The sequence below is a fragment of the Pseudomonas sp. FW300-N2F2 genome, from assembly GCF_017351655.1.
GTDB classification, from domain to species: domain Bacteria; phylum Pseudomonadota; class Gammaproteobacteria; order Pseudomonadales; family Pseudomonadaceae; genus Aquipseudomonas; species Aquipseudomonas fluorescens_AA.
Genome location: NZ_JACNDQ010000001.1, coordinates 1,161,236 through 1,184,682, shown reverse-complemented (window position 1 = coordinate 1,184,682; position 23,447 = coordinate 1,161,236). Strand labels below are relative to the sequence as shown.

The following is a 23,447-nucleotide window of genomic DNA, read 5'->3' as shown; positions in this document are numbered from 1 at the left end:
TTTGTCCTGAAGGGGCATTTTTTCATGACAAACGAAGCCGTGTCATTTTCCACGACAGTACTGGATGCTGGACAGGAATCTTGAGGATGGCGGTGCAATTGGGCGAGAGCGCCGGCAGGTTTTACCTGCCAGCGTCGATGGCTCGCCTCGGAAGGCGGGGTTATACCAACAAGTCGGTCCAGGGTACGTTGCGCACCGGCCCCAGGGCGAAACCTGCGCCTTGCAGCGCCAGGTTACCGCTGTAGAACCGATCCTGAGCGAACACCGCGGACCATTTCTCACGCAGCGCCGCACGCGCCTGTGGCGTACTCGCCAGCACGCCGGACTGGATAACCTGCACATGCGGCGTCCATACCGTCAGGTAACCGGCCTGGCCGACCCTGAGGCACAGGTCCACATCACCCAAGGCATCGTCGAACAAATCGCTGTCTATGCCGTCAGCCGCTTCGAACAGTTGCTTGGAAATCATCAGGCAGGCAAACGACACCGCCGAACAGTTCTGCTCGACGACCAACCTGTTCATGTAGCCTCTGGCAGTCTTCGGCTCGCCCACGAATGCCGAGCCGACCTCGTCGTTCAAGCCCAGAATCAGGCCCGCCTGGGTGATACGTCCGTCGCGCTCGACCAGCTTGGCACCGACCACGCCGACTTCCGGACGCAAGGCCTGGTTGAGCAGCGACTCGATCCAGTTGACGTTGACCACTTCACTGTCTGCCGCCAGCGTCACCAGATAGTCGCCCTTGGCCTCCTGACTGGCAGCGTTGATCAATGCGCCCGTCGCCATGCCTGGTTCGATATCCAACAGGCGCACACGACTTGCCTGGTGCCCCTGCCCCGGGAGCCAGGTACGCAGCACAGCATTGTCTGCCGCGGCGGCACAGAGCAATACCTCGTAGCGCTGATATCGCGTGCGCTGCAGGACGCTGAGCAGGCAACGTTGTCGGGTCGTCAGGTCGCAGGCACCGTGGACAATGATCGACACCATGGGACGCTCGGCAAAGCGGTAGTCGATTTTATGCGTGCCCGGCACGACCGCACTCACATCGGCCTGATAGCCACGAACCGCCAGATGACGCAGCAATGTCTTGCGCTCATCGGCGTTATCCTCCACTGGAGGCGCCTGGCAAACCAGCAGAGGCTCATCCAGATGGGCAAGCCCCTCCAGGCCGTCCTGCTCGATCAGACGCAACAACAGGTCGAACTCCATGGCGTTCTTGAACTCGCGCGAATAACCGCCGAGTTTCACCAACGTCTCGCGGCGTACCAGCCAATGACGGGCCATCAACGCCGGGGCGCTTTGCAGCAAGTCAAGGTTGAACCCTGGCCGGAAGACATCGGCCAGGGTCCCGTCAGGCTGGCGCTGGAACTCGTCCATTGCCACGGCCTGGCATTGCGGCGCGGCCAGCAATTCCACCCCCGCGCGGAACAGCCCGCCGGGGGTCAATTCATCGCCGGCCTCGACCATGACCATCCAATCGCAATCGCTCTGGCTGACAACCTGATTGATTTTGTCGATGTAATTGCTTTCGTTGACTTTGACGAAATGCAGGACTTGCTTTGGCGTCGTCTCGGCCGGCAGGTCGCCGGTGGTGAAAACAACAATCTTGAATGCCCGGCAATAGCCATTGAGCACGCTGTCGAAGGTGGCCTGCATCTTGAAAATGTCGGCGTCCAAATCCAGGATCAAAATGCCGAACGTAGGGCCACCGTTGCGAGCAGCCAGGTACTCAGACACTTTCCGGGCTTCCCTGGCACTCGGTTCACGTGCTTCGAGCCAGCGCAGCAATTGACCGGAATGCATGGTGTCGAACAACCTGGCGGTATTTTCAAACGCCGCCGCCTTGAGCCGTTGGTCCCAGGCCTGGAGCATTTGCACGTAGCGCTTGTCACCCTTGGCCTGCATGACCTCCAGCAGTTGCTTCACCAGATCCTGGTTGAACGCATAGCTCAGGAAAGCCCTCGCCAGCTGTTCATCAAGCGGCTCGGCGCTGGTGTTGCGCTGGGGGCGAGACAGCTCCTTCTGCTTGAGCATGACCGCTTCCAGCTCTTTCAACTGCACCTGCCCGCTTGGCGCCGCATGCAGCAGGAATTCCAGCGAAGTGAGCACATCGAAAAAAGCCTGGTTGTAGAACGGCATCTCGACGTATTGCGTCGGTTCGAAACGACGGACCGGCTCGCCACGCCGCGAATCCCAGATCGACTCGAACAGTTTCCTGGTCTGTGGCACTGAACGCTCGTCCAGTTTCTTGACGATGACCTTGGCATAGTCCCGCACCGGGGCATCCGTACCGAAGGCACTGGCCAAGGCCGTGGCAAAACGCTCCTGCTCAGCGACCGCACGCAAGTCCACGGAGCCTGGCGCCATGGCAACCTGGCTCTGTGGCTTCGCCACGCGGCTACGTTCATGCAGGCCATAAGGAATGTCCAGCAAGCGAACCCTGGCATCCGCCACCACCCCATAGCAATGACCGGCCTCCTGCAACCGCGAATCAAAACCGGCAGGCAACGCAGCGTAACTGCGCCGCAGGGTTTCAGTGCGCGTGAGGGCATTCACCAGGGACGGGCAATCCTCGGCAAACACGGCCAGCCGGGCTTCGGCCGATGGGCCGGAATAATCCTCACAGCCCTTGCGATCGAGCAAGTAATAGTCGACACGATCGGCATGGGCCTCGAACGCCAGGCTGTAGCCTTGGCAGGCACTGTAGTCAGCGTGCGTTTCCAGGAAATTCAACGCCTGTTCCAGCGCCGGCGGCAGCAGGAAAGTCTCGGCTTCGGCTATCGCCAGGTAAGGCGTGGCGACGCGCTCGACGGCCTGGCGAACCTTGTCGCCGAAACCAATGGCCGTGGGCGCGTGCAGGTATTGCACAGCGGGGAACGCTGCCTTGATATCAGCGTCGACCAGGCTCGACGAGTCGATCACCAGTACGGCGAACGAACTGTCGCGATAATGGCGCAACGCCCGCCGCAGGGCAGTCGACTGGTCGTGAGCGAGCAGCACCAGGGTAAACCGTTCATTCAACGGCGCAGTCGATCCTGTTGGGACATTGCTTTGCATATTCATTCCTTAACAAGTGGGGTGACCGCATCAGCGACACCGGGAGTTTCGTGAGTTGAAACTCTCAATCCGGTAGCCAACCATTGGCCCAGTACTGCAGGTTATCGCCGCGCAAGATAAAGTCGCGCAGCACCACTTCACGTAATTCGTCGCCCATCCGGTAGCTGGCAATCGGATCCGCCAGGTGCATACGGATTGCCTCCAGCCATTCTTCGGTGCTGTTGGTGAGGACCCGGGTACAAGGCAGGTGCCCCCGGTAAGCCTCGGTATCCGAACAAATGACCGGATAGCCGCACGCACCGTATTCCAGCAGGCGAAGGTTGCTCTTGCAGTCGTTGAAGATATGGAACTCCAACGGCGCCAAGGCCAGGTCGAGGTTCAGGCTGGCAAGCTTCGCCGGATAAGCCGCCAGGCTCACGCCCGGATGAAACTCATGGACATAAGGCTTGAGCAAATCGGGGCACATGCCGAAGAACACCCATTCGACTTCATCAGCCAATTCCCGCACGACATCGGCGATCAGCTCCAGGTCGCCACGGTGGCTGGTGCCGCCTCCCCAACCGATACGCGGCTTGCTGGAGGTTGCACGCTGGCTTCTGAGCCGGTTCCACAGGCCCGCAGCCAGCATGTTCGGTACGACGCGGATGTCGTGGTGCATGCTGGACAAGACGTCCGCCAGCGGATGGGTGGAGACCACGACCCGATCACACAGGCCGATCCCTTGGCGCAGCAAGTCCTCGAGGTTGTCCGGCATATTGCGGCGGTGTTCGTTTTTTTCCGGGACCCTGGCGATGTAGTCATCCAATTCGTAGATGCGCATGGCGTTGGAGTAAGTCTTGACTTGAGCGATGTCCTTGAACTTACCCACGTTATAGCGACCCTGAAGGATGATCACATCCGGTGACTGGCGCTCGATGTCGATGATCGAGGGCGTATCGTAGGCAACACGTCCCACGATTCGCCCAGCCGCTTCCAGTTCGAATAACGGCTGGCTGACCCGGTAGTGCCCCACCGCCGAGGTATTGACCGCCAGCCCCAGGATCGAAGGGACGTTGCGGGTGATCAGCGGATTCCAGCCGGTGCGTGGCCCGGGCTCGAGACTGAAGCTTTTCCCGGTCAGGGTCAGGTTACGGTTGTAGGCAGGATCGTTGGCGATCCTGGGCAGCCAGCGCTGATAGAACGCCTCTTGTTCGAGTTCCAGCCGCTGCTTCCACGAAGGATCGCGACTGGCTTCCACACCGGACACCAGCACGACATCACTGTAAGGCGTGGTGACGATCAGGTAGCCGTTTTTTCCGACCTGCAGGCATAGCTCCAGAGCGTTGATGCGCTGCGTCGTGATCGACTCATCGAACCCACCGGCTTCTTCCAGAACCTGCTTGCGCACCAACAGGCAGTGATCGCCGACAGCGCTCCAGTTCTGCACCGTCTGCAAGCGCTGCATGTAGCCGCCAGACGTGACCGACTCGTTGACGAAGGCCCTGCCCGCCAACCCACCCAGCCCCATGATCATGCCGGAGTCGATGACCCGGCCTTGCTGGTTGAGTGTGCGAGGCCCCACGATACCGACCTCGGGACGTTGCCCATGATTGAGCAACTCATCCAGCCAGGCGGCTTCCAGAACGATGCAATTGGGGTTGAGCAACAACAGGTATTCGCCACGGGCATGCTGCACGGCGAAGTTGCGGATCACCGCTTCGCTGCCGCTTTCCGGGTGCAGGAATATTCGCAACTTTTCACTGCCCAGCTCGGCCATGGCCCGCAGCCAATGCTGCAGCTCGGCGTTTTCACTGGCGTTATCGACAATGATGATTTCGTAATGCGGATACGCGGTCGTGCTGATCAGGCTGTTGACGCAACGCTCCAGCGTGCCCAGGTCATCCTTGATGCTGATGACGATCGACACCAGGGGTCGCTCGTCGAATAGGTATTCGATGCGCGGGACCAACGCCAGGAGCGGTCCTGGGTGAAGCCGGTAAGGCACGCCGATACGCTGCAGATGAGCTTCGATCAGCCGGGCGTTTTGCTCGATGACTTCCGGCAACGACAGCCATTGGGCAAACGAAAACGTCGACTCGACCTGGACTTCAGGAATGTGGCCAATGACCTGTGGCCCGTCCGTTTCCACCAGCCGCCAGATCAAGTCATGGGGTGCCAACTCGCCCAGGCTCGAATCGAATCCACCCGAGGCCAGGAATCGGGCACGCTCGAAAGCCAGTGTCCGACCGACATAGGGATAACCGCGCATCAGGTCGAGATTGAAGTCGGGTTTGAAGATCGGCTCCACCGACTTGTCATCCACCAGCGCACCTTCATCGCTGTAGAAACAGGCAGCAACCGGCGAGCTGACAATCCGATCGGCCATGATCAGCAGCGCAGACTCCGTCAAGCGATCGCCGGCACGCAGCAGGTAGAACCAGTCGGCGCCGTCCAGTTGAGGCAACAGCCCATTGAGCTGCTGCGCCCAGTCCGCTTGCAGGCCAAGGCGCAGGACATGGTTGTCCACGGCCTGGCGCCCATTGGACAGCAACAGCACCGATTCGCAGGCATAGGCTTGGGCAGCGATACTCTGCAGGGTAATACCCAGCGCATAAGGATCGTCCTGCTCATCGATGATGACGGGAACGATCATCGGCCGATAGGCCCAGCGGGCAATCTGTCGGGACAAGACTTGCTTGCGCAATGGACTGAAACGTCGACATGTCAGCCACTGCGCATAGAGGTCTGCGTAGCTTTCGATGTCCGTGCCGACTTGCGAGCCGATGACGCCCTGGCGAGTCGCAATGACTGAATAGACGTTGATTTCTTCCCACTCGGGCGCCCCTGGTTCCTTGGGCTGCCCCAGCGACTGGTAACGCACCCAGCCACTGGCTGGCGCCGGCTCGCCGCTGCGCTGGGCCAGCATTTCCTTGAGCCAGGTCAGCTCCACCGTGGCCGCTTCAAGCATCTTGGCCTGACGCGCCAGGCGCTCCGGATGCAACCGCTGGCCGCTTCCCTCGGCATAAAGCTGGACCATATTGCCGCGGCGCAACAGGCAGATGAACAAGGCAAAATCGAGGACAGCCTCGAAGCCTTCACCGGGCCGCGCCAACGCTGGCAGCAAGGCCTCGACATCTGTGCGGCGCATCAATGCGCCACTCAAACCACCGAGGATATTACGGGTGGTCTTTTCAAAATACGCCAGCATGTCGTTGCCGTTGAACAACGCATCGAACTGCGTGATGCCCGTATTTTCAACGCGGATCGGCAAGGCATAGTTGTCGGCATCGATTAAATGATGCTTGTTGATCACCAGCGATACTTGAGGATGCTCCTGCAAGATGGCCGCCTGCTGGCTGACGCAGAACGCCAGCAACTGGTCGTCATCGCACAGGAACTTGATGAACTCGCCCCGGGACTCTTCAAGGCAACGCAACAGATTCTGCTGGAACCCCAGTCGGGTCGGGTTGCGCAGGTAACGCACCGCAACAGTGGAGCCCATGCCAACTTCCTGGACAATCTGCTCGATGCCATCGGTGCGGCAGTCGTCGCAGATGACAATCTCCAGGTTCTCGTAGGTCTGCTCGAGCGCGCTTTGCAAGGCGAGGCGGAAAAAGCGTGGGTGGTACGCGGGGATGGCAATGCTGACAAGAGGAGCTGATTTCACACGCTTGGCTCTCAACCGGTGGGCGTCAACTCAGGCGAGAGCAGGACGTCCTGAATCTTATAAGGAACGAGTCAGGGACCGCTTATAGCGTCACGGTCCCGGCCCTGGATCAGATTTTGTTGAACAATCCCAATTGCGTGATTTTGCTGAACGCCAACTGCGACGCCTGCAGCATAGTCTGCTGCAAGGTCAGGCGCGTCATCACTTCGGCCGGGTCGGAATCACGAATCGCCGACTGGGTCTGCGAGTTGGCGAGGACAAAGCTCTGATTGGTATCGCTCTGGGTATCGAGCGACTGGCCACGACCACCGACCGAACTCAATGCACTGGTCAAGTGGTCAGTGCCGCTGGCCAGGTTACCGATAGCCGAAGCCAGTGACGCATTCAGTTTCTGGATGGCGATGTTGTCGCCATCGGCCGGCGTGTTCAAAGCAGTCCGCAACTGGTTCACAGTGTCCAGGACGTTCTGCGTCTCGTGGGTATTGACCGCGATGTTGAACTGATCGTTGGCGGCCGGGGCACCATTGAGGGTGAAACTCACACCGGATGCGGTGGCGACGTTACCCGCCAGGGTGCCGCTGGACACCGGTTTGCTGTCAGCGGTCAGTGGCGCGGCGTACAGATCGAAATCCGTGGCACTGGTGAACTTCAGCACCGCCGCTCCCGTCGGGAAGCTGGCGTGGTAGGCCGTCGGATCGGTGATTGCGCTACCGGTGACCTGGGTCGCGGTGGCGTTGCCCGGGCCACGGGCCGGAGTGAACGTATCGGGTTTGGCGGCCAGGGTGAACGTGTGGCCGGGCAAGACCGTGCCTGCAACGTCACCCGCATGAAGGTTGACGTTCAAGGTCAGGTCGACACCGCGAAAGCTCACCGTCTGCCCGATCTGGTTACTCGGTTCGATGACCCCGCCCTTGCTGGCTTCGGCGGTCACATCGTTGCCACCCGAGTCGGTGATTTTCAATTGGGTGCCGCTGACGAACTCCACTGTGTACGGCTCGCCACTGCGGAACTGGTTGTTGTAGGTCACGCTGGACGACACTTGGCCATTGGTCAGCACCACGCGACCATCATCCACCGTCGGCGCAGTCATGGTGACCTGGGTGCGACTGGTGTTGACAGCTTGTTGGAACACTTCCCAGCCGGTGCTGTTGGTGGCCATCGACATGGTGTCGCCGATCGGCAGATCCAGGGTCACCTGGTCGCCGTTGTAGCTGTAGGTGCCATCGCCGTTGCGGGTGAACGGTACGACATCGCCCTTGGAACCGGAAAAGATGTATTTGCCGTTTTCATCCTTGGTGTTCATCAGGCTCAGCAACTGATCCTCGATCGACCCCAATTCCGAGGCAACCGCTTTACGGTCCGCGTCGGTGTAGGCGGCGTTACCGGCACTGACGGCCAATTCCTTGGCGCGCTGCAGCACGTTGCCGATGCTGGTCATGACCGCTTCGGTCGTGCCCAGGGTCGCCTTGATAGTGGTGACGTTGGCTTCATATTGGGAAAGCATCGACGCCTGGTTGCCCAACTGCAGTAGACGCGAAGCGCCCACCGGATCATCAGCGGCGGTGTTCACGCGCACCAGGCTGCTGGCTTCCTCGCTGGTCTTGACCACCTTGGCGAAGTTTTTCTGGTAGTTCGCAGCCGTGCTTTCGTAGAACTGGGAGGTGGAAATGCGCATGGGCTACGGCTCCTTAAAGACTGTTGATCAATGTGCTGAAGATTTGTTGCGCAGCCTTGATGATCTGCGAAGACGCGGTGTAGTACTGCTGGAACTTGACCAGGTTGCCGGTTTCTTCATCCAGGTCCACGCCCGACAGCGAATCGCGAGCGGTCTTGGCGTTGTCCAGGATCGCCCCAGTGGCGGCGCTGTCGAGCTTGCCCTGGGCGGCCTTGGCGCCGACGCCTTCCACCAGCTTGCCGTAGGCATCGTTCAGGGAAATACCCTTGCTGGCCGAACCGGTGTCGACGGTCTTGGCGGTCTGCAAACCGGCCAGGACAGTACCGTTACGGTTGTCCAGGCTGCCGGCCTGGCTGAGGCTGACATTGATCGAGGCGCCGTTGGATGGAGCACCGGCAATGGACATGTCGAACGTGACGGTGCGTTGTACCGGCGGCACGGACGAATCCATGATCGGGTTGCCACTGGCGTCCTTGAGCGGAACACTCAGGTTCAAGGTGTTGCTTTCGCCGGGCTTGATCGTGCCATTGCTGATCTGGACACCTTTGGCATCGAGCAATTGATAAGCCTGGCTGGTGCCATCGGCGGACGTCGCGCCGAACACCACCTTGACCGGCATGGAGTTCTTGATGCCGTTCTGGATGATGGTCGTGGTGGCTGCGTCGTAGATGTCCAGCTTGGTGGTCATGCTCGGCTGACCGCTGGCCGGGATGGTCAGCGTGCCGCTGCCCCCTGGCACGATGGCGGCACCCAACGGCGCGGCAATCGCCAGCCGCTTGGAGTCGGTCATCTCGGTCTTGATGTTGGTCGCCGCGTTGCGGGTCGGCGTGAGCTTGAACGAGTCGCCAGCGACGGCGGTGCCGTTGGCGAACGTCATCGAAAAACCGTCGATCACCGGCGGTGGCGTGGTCGCGGTGTTGAACGCGCCCATCGAGGTGCCGTCCGGCAGGCGCTGGACGGTGTAGTCCGTGCCACTGGTGAACGTCACCTTGTAGTCGTTGGTGGTCAGCTTGCCGGAGTCTTTGATGGCGATGTTGAAGTTGCCGGAGCCGGCGCTGTTGTTCAACGACGCAACGCTGCGCTGGCTGATCTGCGCGGCGCTGTTGATGTTAGTGAACAGGTTGGAGCCGAAGGCCCCGTTCATGTCGATGCCCGAGGCCTGGACGCTGTTCATCTGGTCGGCGACCACCAGGGCCACGCGCCCCAGCTCGTTCATGGCCGGGTCGAGCACGGTACTGCGGTAGCGCATCAGGCCACCGATCTCGCCGCCGGTGAGCACCGACGTCAGGTCCATGGAGCTGGAACCGCTGTTGAGCTGGATGCCCATGCGCCCCGGATCGTTCTTGTCCGGCACCGCTTCCAGGGTATTGACGATGTTGCCCATTACCAACGGCTGACCGGAGCCCAGGTAGATGTCCAGGCTGCTGCCGTTCTCGACAACCTGTGTGCCGGTGAAGGTCGACAGTTGGCGAATGGTTTCGCTGCGGGCATCGAGCAGGTCGTTGGGGGCGCCACCGGCATTGGAGACTTCGGAAATTTTCTTGTTCAACTGCGCAACGGTGGCCGCCAGGTTATTGACCTGGTCGACCATGTTCGACAGGTTGCCATTGATGTTCTGGCTCTGCTCCGTCAACTGGTTGGAAATCGAATTGAAACGGTTGCTCAAGGCCTGGGCATCGCTGAGCAGCAACTGCCGGGATGCATCGTCACCCGGCTTGGCGTTGACGTTCTGCACCGAGGCGAAAAACTTGGTCAGTGCGCCGTTGAGGCCGGTGCCGCTGTCCGACAGCAGGGAGTCGAGCGGAGTGATCTGCCCTTGGTAGGCCGCCGCGTCACTGTTGAGCGACGTGGTGGTTTTCAGTTGTGCTTCAAGGAAGGCGTTATACACCCGGCGCACATCGGCCAGGGTCGTGCCGGAACCAATGAACACGTTGCCGTACTGGTTGGAGGCCTTGGTGGTCTGCACGGTCTGCTGACGCGAATACCCTGCGGTATCGACGTTGGCAATGTTGTTACCCGTGGTCACCAACGCAGTCTGGCTTGCTGACAGACCCGACATCCCTATATTGAGCAAACTCATGGTTCAGACCTTATAAAGTCGTGGTGGCGCCTGCAGAAGCGTAGTTTTGGTAACTCGTCATCTGCCGGGCTATGTTCGAAATCTTGCTGGCGTAGTGCGGGTCGGTGGCGTAACCGGCCTTCTGCAACTCGCGTACAAACTGTTCGGGGTTATCGGCCGACTTCAGCACATCTTGATAGCGACTGTTGCTTTGCAGCAGGTTGACCAAGTCATGGAAACTGTCGCGATACGAGGCGTAGGAACGGAACTCGGCCGTCTCCTTGACCATCGCACCATTGCGGAACTCGCTGGTGATCGCCCGCGCCGAATCGCCCTTCCAGTTGGCGCTGGCCTTGATGCCGAACAGGTTGTGGCTGCTGCTGCCATCGGGCTGGCGCATCACCGACTTGCCCCAACCGGTTTCCAGGGCGGCCTGGGCCACCAGGTAACGGGGGTCGACACCGATGCGGTCGGCGGCTTCCTTGGCCATTGGCAGCATGGCGTTGACGAATTCATCGGCATCGCGGAAGGCCTTGCGCGCCGGTGCCAGCGGTGGCTGGGCCACGGCACGACCATAGACCTGCATGTCCCCTTTCGACTCGGAAGCCTTGAGCGCGGCCAGCCAGTCGCCATTGGCCAGTTCGCCGGTGGCCGGCTTGACGGCGGCGATGGCACGATCCGGCAGCAGGTTCTGCGCAGGGACATCGGCATTGGCCGAGGCCGAAGGCACCAGCCCGGCGAGCAGGCGGTCGGCCAGTTTCGGCGGCAAGGCCAGGCGACGCTGGTTGAGCAATTCCATATCGTTACGGTGGACGCCCTCGGCGCCTTGCGGCGCACTCACGGCCCGCGAAGCCCACAACGGACGCTGGCCACTGGTACGCGACAACGGACCGTCGGTGGGCAAGGTCCCGGCCGCCACCGGCGTCGGGACCGGTGCCTTGGCGACCTTGTCCAGGGCCTCTTGCTGCTTGGCCGCCGACAACGTCGCCGCCTCACCGGGCGCCAGCGGCTTGTTCTTCGACATCTGGCGCAGCAGCACATCGGCCAGGCCGATACCGCCGCCCTCGCGGGACATGGAGACGGCCAACTGCTGGTCGTACATTTCCTGGTATTGCTTGGCTTCAGGCGTGTTCATCGGGTTGTCCTTGCCCAAGGCCTCGGTGGCCGAACGCATGGACTTGAGCATTTCACCGAGGAACAGCGATTCGAACTCCTGCGCCACTTTACGCAGGTTGCCGTCGCTGTTCTTGTCGCCGACCTTGAGCTGGTTCAGGCGATTCAAGTCCGAGTAGGAACCCGAATCTCCGCTGATCAAAGCGCCCTTGCGCATATCCATGACTCGCCCCTCAAATCACGATCAGGTCGGCTTGCAACGCGCCGGCCTGCTTCAAGGCTTCGAGAATGGCCATCAAGTCGCCCGGCGCCGCGCCGACCTGGTTCACCGCCCGGACGATTTCATCCAGGGTCGTGCCCGGGCCGAACTTGAACATCGGCTTGGCTTCCTGCTCGGCATTGACCCGCGAACGCGGGACCACGGCGGTCTGACCGTTGGACAATGGCCCCGGCTGGCTGACGATCGGATCTTCGGTGATGGTCACGGTCAGGCTGCCGTGGGTCACGGCGGCCGGGGAAACCTTGACGTTCTGGCCGATCACGATGGTGCCGGTGCGCGAATTGATGATGACTTTCGCCACCGCCTGGCCCGGATCGACCTCGAGGTTCTCCAGGATCGACAGATAGTCGACCCGCTGGCTCGGATCCAGCGGCGCGGTGACACGGATCGACCCACCGTCGATGGCCTGGGCCACGCCTGGGCCAAGCATGTCGTTGATCTTGTCGACGATACGCTTGGCGGTGGTGAAGTCGGAACGGTTGAGGTTCAGCGTCAGGCTGTTGCCCTGGTTGAAACCGCTCGGCACCGCACGCTCCACCGACGCACCGCCGGGGATGCGACCGGCCGACGGAACGTTGACGGTGATCTTCGAACCGTCGCGACCCTCGGCATCGAAACCGCCCACCACCAGGTTGCCCTGGGCGATGGCGTAGACGTTGCCGTCGATACCCTTGAGCGGCGTCAGCAGCAACGTACCGCCACGCAGGCTCTTGGAGTTACCGATGGACGAAACGGTGATATCCACTTGCTGACCGGGCTTGGCGAACGCCGGCAGATCGGCACTGATCGACACCGCCGCAACGTTCTTCAACTGCACGTTGCCAGAGCCGGCCGGCACCTTGATGCCGAACTGCGACAACATGTTGTTGAAGGTCTGCAGGGTGAACGGGGTCTGGGTGGTCTGGTCACCGGTGCCGTTCAGGCCCACGACCAGGCCGTAGCCGATCAACTGGTTGGAACGCACACCGGAAATGCTGGCGATGTCCTTCAAACGCTCGGCCTGAGCGGTAAAGGCCGCGGACATCACCAGGGCACCGATCAACAGCTGCTTAAGATTCAACTGGGCCACCTAGAAAGGGAACTTCGGGCTGAGGAAGAAACGGTCGAACCAGCCTGGCTGACTCGCATCGGCAAAGGCACCGGTGCCCGAATAGGTAATGCGTGCATCGGCCACACGAGTTGACGGAACAGTATTGTCGGTAGAGATGTCATCGGCGCGAACCATGCCGGCGATGCGCACCAGCTCGTCACCGGTGTTGAGGGTCAGCCACTTCTCGCCCCGCACGGCAATGATGCCGTTGGGCAGCACATCGGCGACGGTCACGGTGATCGAACCGGTCAGGCTGTTGCTCTGGCCCGACTGACTGTCGCCCTTGGTGGCCCGGTCGGCGCTGTAACCGGCGTTGAGGCTCAGGTCGTTGCTGCCGATCGGGTTGTTGGTGGTCAGGCTGGAGCCGAACAACGACGTCAGGCCGACGCTGGTATTGCTGGTCTTGTCCATTTGCGAGTTGGCGTTCTTGCTGGCCTGGGTCCGCTCGTTCAGGGTGATGGTGATGATGTCCCCAACCCGGAAGGCCTTGCGGTCGCTGTACAGGTTCTGCTCGAAGCCGGCCTGGTAGATCGAGCCATTGTTGGCGGCAGCCGGCAACGGCGTGCGTGGCAACACCGGAGCGTAATACGGGTCATTGGGCCTGGGTGTCGGCGCGACACAGCCCGCGAGTGCGGTGATGCCACTCAGTGCCAGAACAGATACGAAGCGTTTCATGACCCTACCTCTTGGTGTTGCAGGCGACCCTGGGGCCGCCCTGTCTACGTGGTGACGGACGTTGTGACGATTACAGATTCTGCGTAACGAACGAGAGCATCTGGTCGGCGGTGGAGATCACCTTGGAGTTCATCTCGTAGGCACGCTGGGTGGTGATCATGTTGACCATCTCCTCGACGGTGCTCACGTTGGACGTTTCCAGGGTGTTCTGCAGCGTGGTGCCGAAACCGTTCAGGCCCGGGGTGCCGATTTGCGGCGCGCCACTGGCGGCGGTTTCCAGGAACAGGTTGTTGCCCACCGCTTGCAGGCCGGCCGGGTTGATGAAGTCGGCGGTCTGCAGGTTGCCGATCACCTGGGCGGCCGGGTTGCCCGCCACGGTGATGGACACGGTGCCGTCACGGCCCACGGTAAAGGTCTGGGCATCGTTCGGAATGATGACCGCCGGTTCCAGGGCGAAACCGCTGGCGTTGACGATCTGGCCGTTGGAGTCGAGGTGGAACGTACCGTCACGGGTGTAGGACGTGGTGCCGTCCGGCTGCAGGATCTGGAAGAAACCGCGACCGTCGATGGCCATGTCCAGCGGCTGCTCGGTGGTCTGCAGGCTGCCGGCGTTGAAGTTCTTCTGGGTGCCGACAATGCGTACACCCGTACCCACTTGCAGGCCCGACGGCAATTCGCTGTCTTGGGTCGACTGGGCGCCAGGCTGGCGTTTTACCTGATACAGCAGGTCCTGGAACTCGGCGCGATCACGTTTGAAACCCGTGGTCGAAACGTTCGCCAGGTTGTTGGAAATGGTCGTCAGGTTGGTGTCCTGGGCGGACAGACCTGTTTTGGCAACCCATAGAGCCGGAAGCATTCGATTCTCCTCGTACGCCTGTTTTTCGGCGCGACGCTTTAATTAATGGTTAGATCTGCAAGACCCGAGCCATGGCCTCGTCGCCTTCTTTGGCGGTGTTCATCATCTTCACGTGAAGCTCGAACTGCTTGGCCAGGGCCAGCACCGAAGTCATTTCATCCACGGCGTTGACGTTGCTCGCCTCCTGGAAACCCGACACCAACTGCACGTTGGCATCGATGGGCGCCGGCTGGCCGTCCTTGGTACGGATCGAGCCGTCCAGGCCCTTGGTCATGTTCTTGAGGTCCGGGTTGACCAGCTTGATGCGGTCCACTTCAGCCATCACCCTCGGGCCCTCACCCATGGCGCGAATGCTGATGGTGCCGTCCTGGCCGATTTCGATTTTCTGTTCCGGCGGCACAGCGATCGGACCGCCGTTGCCCATCACCGGCATGCCGTTGCCGGCCCGCAGTACGCCCAGGGCATCGACATTGAGGCTGCCGGTGCGCACGTAGCTTTCACCGCCGTCGGGGTTCTGCACGGCCATCCAGCCCGGCCCGCTCACCGCAACATCGAGGTCACGACCGGTTTCCACCAGGGCGCCCGGGGTGAAGTCAGTAGCGGGACGCTCGGACAGGGCAAAGGCCCGCGCCGGAAAGCTGTCACCGAACACCGGCATCGAGCGCGCCTGCTCCAGGTCTTTCTGAAAACCATTGGTGGAGATGTTCGCCAGGTTGTTGGCATGGGCCCGCTGCGCCAGTGCGTTCTGGCTGGCGCCGGTCATTGCCACATAAAGGTACTTGTCCACTGTCGTTCCTCTGCATGCCGGACGTTTGCCGTCCACTGCTGTGTTGCACAGCCTCAAGCAATTTGCAGACCAACTTTTTTCTGGCGGGCCCAGGCCCTGGAAACAAAGGGCTCTGGGGATTCAGAGGGCACCGTTCAGTTGAGTCGAAGTCGAAAAACCGGCGGTGTTATGCCGCTAAGTGGCAAGGGCTGCCAAAGCACCGCCGAGCACATCGACCACCCGGTCTTGTTGATCCTTGGAGAGACCGAGCCACATCGGCAAACGCAACAGCCGCTCGGAATAACCATCGGTGATTTCCATTGAGCCATGCACACGCCCATAGCGCGCTCCACCGGGGGATGAATGCAGCGGCACGTAATGGAACACCGCATAGATGGCATGGCTCTTGAGCGCCTCGAGAACAACCTGGCGTTCCATACCAGGGGCCAGGAGCACGTAGTACATGTGCGCATTGTGCTGGCAATTTTCAGGAACGATCGGACGACGCAGCAACCCTTGCCGCTCAAGCCCCGCCAAAGCGGCATGGTAATGCTCCCAGATCGCCAGGCGGCGCTGGGTGATGGCTTGCGCCTCCTCCAACTGGGCCCAAAGAAAGGCCGCAGTCATTTCTCCAGGCAGAAACGAGGAGCCCACCTCTTGCCAGGTGTACTTGTCCACCTCGCCCCTGAAGAAGCGACTGCGATCGGTTCCTTTTTCCCGGATGATCTCGGCTCGCAGCGCCATTGCCGGGTCATTGGCCAGCAAAGCGCCGCCCTCCCCCGAGATTACGTTCTTGGTTTCGTGAAAACTGAAGGCCCCAAGGTCCCCGATGCTGCCCAAGGCCCGGCCCTTGTAGGTGGACATCACCCCTTGCGCGGCGTCTTCGACCACCGCCAGCCCATGCTTACGTGCAATGGCCACGATAGTGTCCATCTCGCAGGCCACGCCGGCGTAATGGACGGGCACGATGGCCTTGGTCCGTGACGTGATCGCCGCCTCGATCAGGCGCTCGTCCAGGTTCAAGGTGTCGGGACGTATATCGACGAAAACCGGCACCGCGCCACGCAACACAAAGGCGTTGGCCGTGGACACGAAGGTATAGGAAGGCAGGATGACTTCGTCGCCGGGCTGGATGTCCAGCAGCAAGGCCGCCATTTCCAGCGCAGCGGTACAGGAGTGGGTGAGCAATGCCTTGCTGCAACCCGTGTGGGACTCCAGCCAGCGGTGACACTGCTTGGTGAACGGACCATCACCGGCGAGCATGTTGCCAAACTTGGCCTGGGCAATGTAATCCAGTTCCTTGCCGGTCATGTACGGGCGGTTGAAGAGTATCGTTTCTTGGCTCATTGCAAACTTCCCAGGGTGGGCATGGTCATGGGTGACGCACAGCACAAAACTTCAAACCGCACTGATCCGCCCACCTATCTGACTGCCGATATCAAGATTTTCATAGAAGTACGGGGTGAACCCGGCCTTCTTCATTGCCTGTTGGGTTTCACTTCTATCGTATTCAACCCGATGCAGGTTGAAGACCTCGCCATCCCAGGTCGCGAAACCCGCCCGGGGATCACCATCACGTGGCTGGCCGACTGAACCGGGGTTGCAATAGGCCTTGCCTTCACCACTCCACAGGTACTGGACATGGGTATGGCCTGACGCGAAATACCGGCCAGGCAACGGGGCGAAATACCCCTGCGAGGGTCGTACGTATTCATCCAACGGATCGTTCCAGCCGCCATGGACAATGCTCAATTCATCCTGGGTCGAGCGCTCCGGGAGTGATCCCAGCCAGGCCAGGTTCTGCGAAGTGATGACGCCCTGTTGATAGTCCAGGCAGGCATTGGCGCTATTGGAACGAGGGCAGCGCTCATTCCGGGCCAGGTACCAATCATGGTTGCCCATCACGGAGAAGATGTTTCGCTCGCGCAGGGCCTCGCAACACTCATTGACCTGGCTGTAATAACCGGCCGTGTCACCCAGGCAGATAATCCGCGACACACCCAGCCCATCAAGTTTGGCAAGCACTGTTCGAAGGGCGCTGTAATTGCCATGTACGTCAGAAATGATCCCGATCATAGACAATGAAATCCTCTATAAAACGAACAGCGAAACCACTGCGAAGGGTCGGCGGGGCCGGTGTCTTGCCATCGAGATAATAGTCCAGACACATCGCCGCCTCGTTGTAGCCAAATGCGCGACGTATCGAACTGGTCGAGGAGATTCGCGGATTGATCTCAAGCAGGCGCCATTCGCCATCGGAGCCCCGCCGGAACTGCAAGTTGGTCGGCCCGACCGGTTTGAAGGCGCGGCACAGCCTGGTGACCGTCTCGTCCAGCGAATCATCCTGATACACCCAGGCCTTGGCGGTAGACCCGTCCGAGGCCAACTTGCGCTGGAAGGCGATGATCGGACCGGTGTCGCCACCGCCATCACCGAACGCCGCCACGGTGAATTCGTCGGCCGCGCTGCCAATGATGGGCTGCGCCATGAGGTAATCGCCGAGCAGGGCCGCGTGAGGCGTAAAGTCGCGTTCCTCGCGAACCCAGACCAGCCCTTTGGAAGCATAGCTTCGGCGCGGCTTGAGCAGAAACGGCAGGCCCAAGGCCGCCTTGAGCGCGTGAAAATCCCCCGACAGCAGGCTGGGAATACGGCTGGCGTCCCCCAGCGCCACCAGCGCCTGGTCCATTGCCCATTTGTCCTTGGAAAGATCGATCAAGTGCTGGTTGTTGAGCACGACCTGACAATCGAATGTCGCCAACAACGCTCGGTTGTCCGACAGCCAATGGACGTCCTGTTCGATCCCGGGAATCAGCAGATCGACCTCGTGCCTGGCCAGGGTGTCACTCAGCCACTGGCCGTACCCCGGGTCAGCGGTCAAAGGAGCCTGCACGAATACATCGCTCCAGCCGCGACCGACAGCATCGTCGTAGATATCGGTGCCGACGAGCCGAACAGAAGGGTCGGCAGCGCGCAGCGACTTGAGCAGGCCGTAGCCCATGATGGCCCCTACACCCGTCACCATGACGGTCTTCATGACAGACGCTCCCGGTGCGCTCTCATCAGCCCAAAGCCCCGGCGGACATCTATTTGCGGGACGAAACCTATTCGCTCGTACAATTCATGCCCGCAGTCGAAGGGGGGCAGATCGGGAATATCGTTTTTTTCTGGCAGGAAGCGTACATCCAGCGGCTTGCCAAATGCCTCGAACGCAGCCTGGGCAATCTCGGAAAGACGAGGGCTTTCGGGATGACCGCAGTTGTAAAAACCAGTAACACCCTGCTCTGCCAGCCGTGCGCAGACCTCGGCAAGGTCACTCAGATGCAGGTAGTTGCGCCTGGCGTCGTTGCTGCCATACAGCTCGACGGTTCGCCCCGCCTGCGCCTTGTCGGCGATGGCGTACAACAGCGGTTGGTGAGGCCTGCACTGCTCGCCGTCGTCGTAGACCTGACTGATGCGCAGCACGCTCAATGCCATGCCGCGCTCTTGGCAATACAGGCTCGCCACTTCCTCGGCATGGCGCTTGGACAGCGAGTAGATGCCGAAGTAGGGATCTGTCGCCTGGTCACAGGCCGAACGCGACGACAACAGAATGAAATGACGCGCCCCGCATTGTTCAGCCAGGCGGCAGGCAACCAATGTACCGACGCTGTTGACCCGTTCGGCGCGAACCAGGTCATCCGGCTCACGGCCGCCAAAATCGGCAGCGGCCAGCACGACGATGTCGAAGCGCTCGTCGATAGCAACGGGCACCGGGCCGCTCAAGTCAAAGGTGATATCGGCCTCCCTGCGCCCCGCCAACTTGACCTGGCCATAGCGCGACAGCGCCTGGGCGACGGCCTTGCCAATGACCGAAGTACTTCCGATTACCAGGCTTTTCATGGCTGGGGGACTGTCGCTTCGAGCATCAGCGCGCAACTGAGCTCTGGGTAATCGATACCTACGGTGCACATCGCCTGGACGATGTCTGCACCCAAGTTCAATTCCTTCAATTGTCCGGTGGTGAATGGCTTGAGGAACACGCCTTCCTTACGCACCACCTGGAACCCGGCGGCTTCCAGCTCAGCGGTCAGGGTCTGGACCGAGTAGCTGCGCACATGGCCCAGTTCCAGATCACCGCGCCCCAGCGCCATCATGTCGTCAAGCAGTCCGGCAGCATGACCGAACCGCCGATGCAGAGACTCGCCATTGGGAACCAGGACAAAGCAACGTCCACCCGGCGCAAGAAAGCGCTTGAACCTTTGCAGTACGGTCTGTGGATCTTCGACATGCTCCAGGACAAACCCCATCACGATGAGATCGAAGCGCTTGTCGGTGTCGAATGTCTCGAAGTAACTTTCGACGATCTCGGCCGTGCTGTCCGGGTACTGGGCCTTGAACTGGGCGATCACCGAGGCAGAGCCATCGATGACCGTGTGCCCACTGAAGAACTGCGAGAAGCGGTGGGTGCTGAAACCATGGCCCACACCGAGCTCCAGCAGGCTTTGCGCCTGGGTGCATAGCGCCATGATGCGCTGGGGATACCAATTGAGAATGATGTTGTTGTCATACGCATAGCCAAAGCTGTCGCTGTAGGCTGCGATGAAGGTATCCAGATCGCTACTCATGTCACATGCACTCCGCTGGGCGGCCAAAGTAATAGTTCATACGGATCAATCGGCCAACCAGGCCCGTCGCCAGGCGTCCAGGCGCTCACCTTCGAGCAGCCATTGCGCCCGCACGGTCGACTGCAAGGCGTCCCCCAGCGTCGCGGAGGCCTCACGGTCTTCCAGGTGCAAGCGAATCGCCCGGATCCAGTCTTGTGCCTCGTTGCTCACCCGTGACAGTGGCAATACCTCGCCGCCGACAAAACCCGGTACCCGGCTGCAAATGACCGGATGGCCGCAAGCGGCATGCTGCAGGACACGCAGGTCGCCAGAACAGGCATTACCCAGGTTTTCCGCCATGGGCACCAGCGCAAGATCCAGATTCAATGCGGCCAGGGCCGCTGCCAACTGCTGCTGCGCGACAGCTGGGTGCAGCTCCTTGAGAAAAGGCTGCAGTGACGCGGGGCAGTCGCCCAGCACCACCCAGTCTACTTCACCCGCGAATGCGGGCAGCACGTCGGCCAGCAGCTGGGTATCCTTGCCGCCCTGCCAGCCCAGGCGCGGCTTGGCCCCTATGCGCCGCTTGCTCTGCACGCGCCCCCAGGCGGCCGGCAGCAAGGTTTCCAGCACACGGATGTCGTGGTGCTGGCCCTGCAACAGTTCGGCCAGCGCCGGCGTGGGGACCAGCACCCGATCAGCCTGCATCATCCCGATCCGCAGGCGCTCCAGCAGCTCATCGGCAGCGTAATCCCCCTTCAACTCCATCTGCGGCAAATAACCGTCCAACTCGTAGACGGTGAACGCCTTGGAAAACGCCCTCAGGCGGTTCAGAGCCAGAAGCCCGGCGTCGTCCAGCGGGCGCTGCAACACCACGGTGGTCGGCGCCAGGCGCTCGAACTCCACCGGCGACAGTAAACTCGAAACAGCCGCGCCTTCGATTTGCCCCGCTTCAAGCAATGTGCTGAACGGCTGAACCAGCCGCGAATAAGCCGCCGCCTGCTGGTCGGTGACACAAACCAGCACCCTTGGCACGCTGCCTTGCAGCGGATACCAGCACAGGTCGGTGTTTTCCCGGGTAAAACCCTCGCCGACACGCAGCGAAAAGTTGGCATTGTAGGCAGGGTCGCGGGCCAACTGCGGCAACCAGCGCGCGAGCAAGGCATCCTCCTGCTCGCGACTCGCACGGGTGTCTGCCACCGGGTTCATCAACAGTCGCGCGTAAGGCGTCCAGACGTTCAGGTAACCGGCCTGCTGCAGCTTCAGACACAGGTCGACATGGGTCCAGGGCGCCAGCAGCGGATCGGTGTCGAAGCCATCGGCCTCGAGGAAAAGCCCTCGCCGCAGCATCAGGCATTCACCGCCCACTGCGGAGCAGTTCTGCTCGAGCCCCAGTCGCCCCATGTAACCCGCTGCCTGGGATGACAAGCCCTCAAAAGCCCGACCGACAGTGGCACCCAATCCCAACACAAGGCCCGCCTGGCGTATGCGACCCTGGCTATCCTGCAACTTGCCTCCCACCGCACCAACTTCCGGGCGCTGGGCATGATTGAGCAACGCGTGTATCCACCCCGGCTCAAGCACAGCGCTTTGCGCATCGAGCCAGAGCAGATACTCGCCCCGCGCCTCCTGCGCCGCCGCATTGCACATGGCCGCACGAGACTGTCCCGGCATGAAACGCAACACCTGGAAACGGCCCTCGCCCATTTCCTCCACCAGCCCCAGCCACTCCAGCAATGCGGGCTCGTCGTTGCCCGGTTCTATCAGCAGGACCTCGAAGTCCACCGCGTCAGTCTGCGTCAGCAGGCTTTCCAGGCAACGCTGGAAATTCGCCAGCTGTCCTTCCAGGTAAATCAGAATACTGACCGAGGCCTGCCGCTCGTGGCCGTAGTCGATACGATAGCGGCCCGGCTCCAGTGCAATCGCTCGCGCCTGACCGTAGCCACGCGCTTGCAGGTGCGCATCGATGACCGCACGCTCATCGGCGCATTCCGACTGCCGCAGCTCGTTGGCGATCAACAGGGGTTCGCTGACATGACCCACACTCGCCACACCCAGCTCGCTGATCAGCCGCAGTTGGTAGGCCAATTCGAAGGCCTCACCCCAGGTATTGTCAAAACCGCACAGGCGCACCAGCGCCTCGCGACGATACATCCAGTGACGGGAAAGGCTGGCCGGAAACGCCAACAGCAAATCCAGATTCAGGTCGGGCCGCAACGAGAGGTCGATCACTCCGCCCATGTGCAGCGCCTCGTCGGCGTACACCGCCAGGCAACTGTCAGGCGCTTCGAGCAGATTCAGCGCTGTCACCAGCAGCCCTGCGGCAATGAATTCCTCCCCAGCCTCCACCAGCATGAACCAATCGCTCCGGACGCCCTCGAGCAAACCATTGATCGCTGCCGCCGGTTGCTTCGGATCACACGCCAACCATTGAACGTTGGCTCGCCCCGGGTCAGTGCTACCGATCACGCACACATGGATGCGTTGGTATAACTGTCGATCCAGGCTGTCCAGGGTGTGAGCCAGCGCCAACTGATTGCCGTCATCACGGACCAGGACAGTGAAGGCAGGCGCCGCCGAGTTCGCCAACCGCTCATTGATCAGACGCAGTTGCTGCGCCAAGGGGTAGCGCTGGCGCAACCAGTCGAGCACACCCAGACGGTTGCCGACCGCCTCACGCACGGCAGTCGCCTGGGTTTTGGCAATAAACACGTCCAACTGCTGCCAGAAAGACGCAGTACGCTCAACGTAACGCTGCAGGGCGTCACCGAGGCTTGCCCGCGCATGTTCCAACGGGTCCGGCTGATCGAGCATGGCAAAGCCGACACTGCCGAAGAAACTGGTGTCGAGCAGTGGCTGGTCGACGCCATGTCCCGGAATGAATATCACCGGGCATCCACACAGCACTGCCATGACGCAGGTCATCGACCACTCATAGCTGTACATCACCTCTGCATTGCGCAGCAGCTCGGCCAGCTCAGGCAGGGCCAGCGGATTAGCCATGCTTAACAGGCGGATATCCGCGGGCAGCAGCGAGTAGTCGACCTGATCCAAGGGGTGGCGGTTCTGGTAGAGATAGCTCCCCTTGCGCACGGCTCCAGCGCCCACCGCCGAGAACATTTCGACATCAATGGTCGGCAGGCATAACAGGTCACCGTCAGGGTCGCCACGGTGCTCGGCGAGCCTGGCTGCGTAATAGAAAAACAAGTCGGTGGGCGCGGCGTCCATGCCATTTCCCGTGAGAAATCCCTCGAAATTCAGTAAGAAACGCGCCACGACCGAACAGTTGAGTGGATTGCCAGGGAACACCTCGGGATAAACCGCAATCGGCACCTTGCCCGCTGCCGCATGGCGCTGCCTGATCGTCGAATTGAGCAGCGGCGTCTTGAGTTCCGGGTTGACCACTTCGGTGCCGCAGATGTAGGCCTCACGACCACTGAGGTTGAGCATATGGCAGAGATAGTGCAGCGAGACGACGCCCGACGACGACTCACGGTATGCAGGTGCCAGGAAGTAGTAGGGATGTTCGGGTTTGGCATACATCAGCCGCAGACGCGCCAACGCTTGTTCGAGCGAGTAAGCGTCCAGCTGCGCAAGGTTCGACATCGGGTGCAATCTCCAAATCAAATCAAAAGGGTGTCACTGGCAAGGC

The 23,447-nt window shown here is 61.0% G+C and carries 15 protein-coding genes; all 15 read right to left on the bottom strand.

Annotation, left to right across the window (positions count from 1 at the left end; genetic code table 11):
* Positions 1-160 precede the first annotated feature (160 nt).
* The 15 genes from J4E63_RS05380 to J4E63_RS05310 all read right to left on the bottom strand — a co-directional run bounded on the left by J4E63_RS05380 (position 161) and on the right by J4E63_RS05310 (position 23,401).
* The gene (locus J4E63_RS05380) at positions 161-3,055 is read right to left on the bottom strand and encodes a TIGR00180 family glycosyltransferase (protein ID WP_207281314.1); all 2,895 of its coding nucleotides are present in this window, start codon (positions 3,053-3,055) and stop codon (positions 161-163) included.
* Positions 3,056-3,119: 64 nt separating this feature from the next.
* Positions 3,120-6,701: a glycosyltransferase gene (locus tag J4E63_RS05375; protein WP_207281313.1), complete on the bottom strand. Its 3,582-nt coding sequence runs from the start codon at positions 6,699-6,701 to the stop codon at positions 3,120-3,122.
* A 109-nt stretch (positions 6,702-6,810) separates the two neighbouring features.
* Positions 6,811-8,376: a flagellar hook-associated protein 3 gene (locus tag J4E63_RS05370; protein WP_207281312.1), complete on the bottom strand. Its 1,566-nt coding sequence runs from the start codon at positions 8,374-8,376 to the stop codon at positions 6,811-6,813.
* Positions 8,377-8,389: 13 nt separating this feature from the next.
* On the bottom strand, positions 8,390-10,456 hold the full coding sequence (flgK, locus tag J4E63_RS05365; RefSeq protein WP_207281311.1) for a flagellar hook-associated protein FlgK: 2,067 nt from the start codon (positions 10,454-10,456) through the stop codon (positions 8,390-8,392).
* 10 nt (positions 10,457-10,466) lie between these two features.
* Positions 10,467-11,771 carry a flagellar assembly peptidoglycan hydrolase FlgJ gene (gene flgJ, locus J4E63_RS05360; RefSeq protein ID WP_192259432.1) on the bottom strand — a complete coding sequence of 435 codons (1,305 nt, stop codon included), beginning with the start codon at positions 11,769-11,771 and terminating at the stop codon, positions 10,467-10,469.
* A gap of 10 nt (positions 11,772-11,781) precedes the next feature.
* A complete protein-coding gene (locus J4E63_RS05355) occupies positions 11,782-12,852 on the bottom strand; it encodes a flagellar basal body P-ring protein FlgI (protein ID WP_161798353.1) in 1,071 nt (356 codons plus the stop codon).
* 45 nt (positions 12,853-12,897) lie between these two features.
* Positions 12,898-13,593: a flagellar basal body L-ring protein FlgH gene (gene flgH, locus J4E63_RS05350; RefSeq protein ID WP_207281310.1), complete on the bottom strand. Its 696-nt coding sequence runs from the start codon at positions 13,591-13,593 to the stop codon at positions 12,898-12,900.
* Between the two features lie 70 nt (positions 13,594-13,663).
* On the bottom strand, positions 13,664-14,449 hold the full coding sequence (gene flgG, locus J4E63_RS05345) for a flagellar basal-body rod protein FlgG (RefSeq protein ID WP_092204530.1): 786 nt from the start codon (positions 14,447-14,449) through the stop codon (positions 13,664-13,666).
* 49 nt (positions 14,450-14,498) lie between these two features.
* A complete protein-coding gene (locus J4E63_RS05340; protein WP_060738660.1) occupies positions 14,499-15,236 on the bottom strand; it encodes a flagellar basal body rod protein FlgF in 738 nt (245 codons plus the stop codon).
* Positions 15,237-15,410: 174 nt separating this feature from the next.
* Entirely contained in the window at positions 15,411-16,562 is a 1,152-nt protein-coding gene (gene rffA, locus J4E63_RS05335; protein ID WP_207281309.1) for a dTDP-4-amino-4,6-dideoxygalactose transaminase, read from the bottom strand.
* Positions 16,563-16,613: 51 nt separating this feature from the next.
* Positions 16,614-17,291, bottom strand: a complete 678-nt coding sequence (locus tag J4E63_RS05330) for a metallophosphoesterase (protein ID WP_207281308.1) — start codon at positions 17,289-17,291, stop codon at positions 16,614-16,616.
* Positions 17,272-18,249, bottom strand: a complete 978-nt coding sequence (locus J4E63_RS05325) for an ATP-grasp domain-containing protein (protein ID WP_207281307.1) — start codon at positions 18,247-18,249, stop codon at positions 17,272-17,274. Before J4E63_RS05325 ends, J4E63_RS05330 begins: the two co-directional genes overlap by 20 nt.
* Complete coding sequence (locus J4E63_RS05320) at positions 18,246-19,094, bottom strand: NAD(P)-dependent oxidoreductase (protein WP_207281306.1); 849 nt, start codon at positions 19,092-19,094, stop codon at positions 18,246-18,248. The genes J4E63_RS05325 and J4E63_RS05320 overlap by 4 nt, the downstream gene beginning before the upstream one ends.
* Positions 19,091-19,819, bottom strand: coding sequence for a trans-aconitate 2-methyltransferase (locus tag J4E63_RS05315; RefSeq protein WP_192259421.1), 729 nt, complete (start codon positions 19,817-19,819; stop codon positions 19,091-19,093). Before J4E63_RS05315 ends, J4E63_RS05320 begins: the two co-directional genes overlap by 4 nt.
* Before the next feature lie 45 nt (positions 19,820-19,864).
* Positions 19,865-23,401: a glycosyltransferase gene (locus tag J4E63_RS05310; RefSeq protein ID WP_207281305.1), complete on the bottom strand. Its 3,537-nt coding sequence runs from the start codon at positions 23,399-23,401 to the stop codon at positions 19,865-19,867.
* Between the last annotated feature and the right edge of the window lie 46 nt (positions 23,402-23,447).

Excerpts from the sequence above, each read along its gene's own strand:
- J4E63_RS05380 (WP_207281314.1), bottom strand. The coding sequence starts at position 3,055 with ATGCAAAGCAATGTCCCAACAGGATCGACTGCGCCGTTGAATGAACGG.
- J4E63_RS05370 (WP_207281312.1), bottom strand. The coding sequence starts at position 8,376 with ATGCGCATTTCCACCTCCCAGTTCTACGAAAGCACGGCTGCGAACTAC.
- flgK (WP_207281311.1), bottom strand. The coding sequence starts at position 10,456 with ATGAGTTTGCTCAATATAGGGATGTCGGGTCTGTCAGCAAGCCAGACT.
- flgJ (WP_192259432.1), bottom strand. The coding sequence starts at position 11,771 with ATGGATATGCGCAAGGGCGCTTTGATCAGCGGAGATTCGGGTTCCTAC.
- J4E63_RS05355 (WP_161798353.1), bottom strand. The coding sequence starts at position 12,852 with ATGTCCGCGGCCTTTACCGCTCAGGCCGAGCGTTTGAAGGACATCGCC.
- flgH (WP_207281310.1), bottom strand. The coding sequence starts at position 13,593 with ATGAAACGCTTCGTATCTGTTCTGGCACTGAGTGGCATCACCGCACTC.
- flgG (WP_092204530.1), bottom strand. The coding sequence starts at position 14,449 with ATGCTTCCGGCTCTATGGGTTGCCAAAACAGGTCTGTCCGCCCAGGAC.
- rffA (WP_207281309.1), bottom strand. The coding sequence starts at position 16,562 with ATGAGCCAAGAAACGATACTCTTCAACCGCCCGTACATGACCGGCAAG.
- J4E63_RS05330 (WP_207281308.1), bottom strand. The coding sequence starts at position 17,291 with ATGATCGGGATCATTTCTGACGTACATGGCAATTACAGCGCCCTTCGA.
- J4E63_RS05325 (WP_207281307.1), bottom strand. The coding sequence starts at position 18,249 with ATGAAGACCGTCATGGTGACGGGTGTAGGGGCCATCATGGGCTACGGC.
- J4E63_RS05320 (WP_207281306.1), bottom strand. The coding sequence starts at position 19,094 with ATGAAAAGCCTGGTAATCGGAAGTACTTCGGTCATTGGCAAGGCCGTC.
- J4E63_RS05315 (WP_192259421.1), bottom strand. The coding sequence starts at position 19,819 with ATGAGTAGCGATCTGGATACCTTCATCGCAGCCTACAGCGACAGCTTT.
- J4E63_RS05310 (WP_207281305.1), bottom strand. The coding sequence starts at position 23,401 with ATGTCGAACCTTGCGCAGCTGGACGCTTACTCGCTCGAACAAGCGTTG.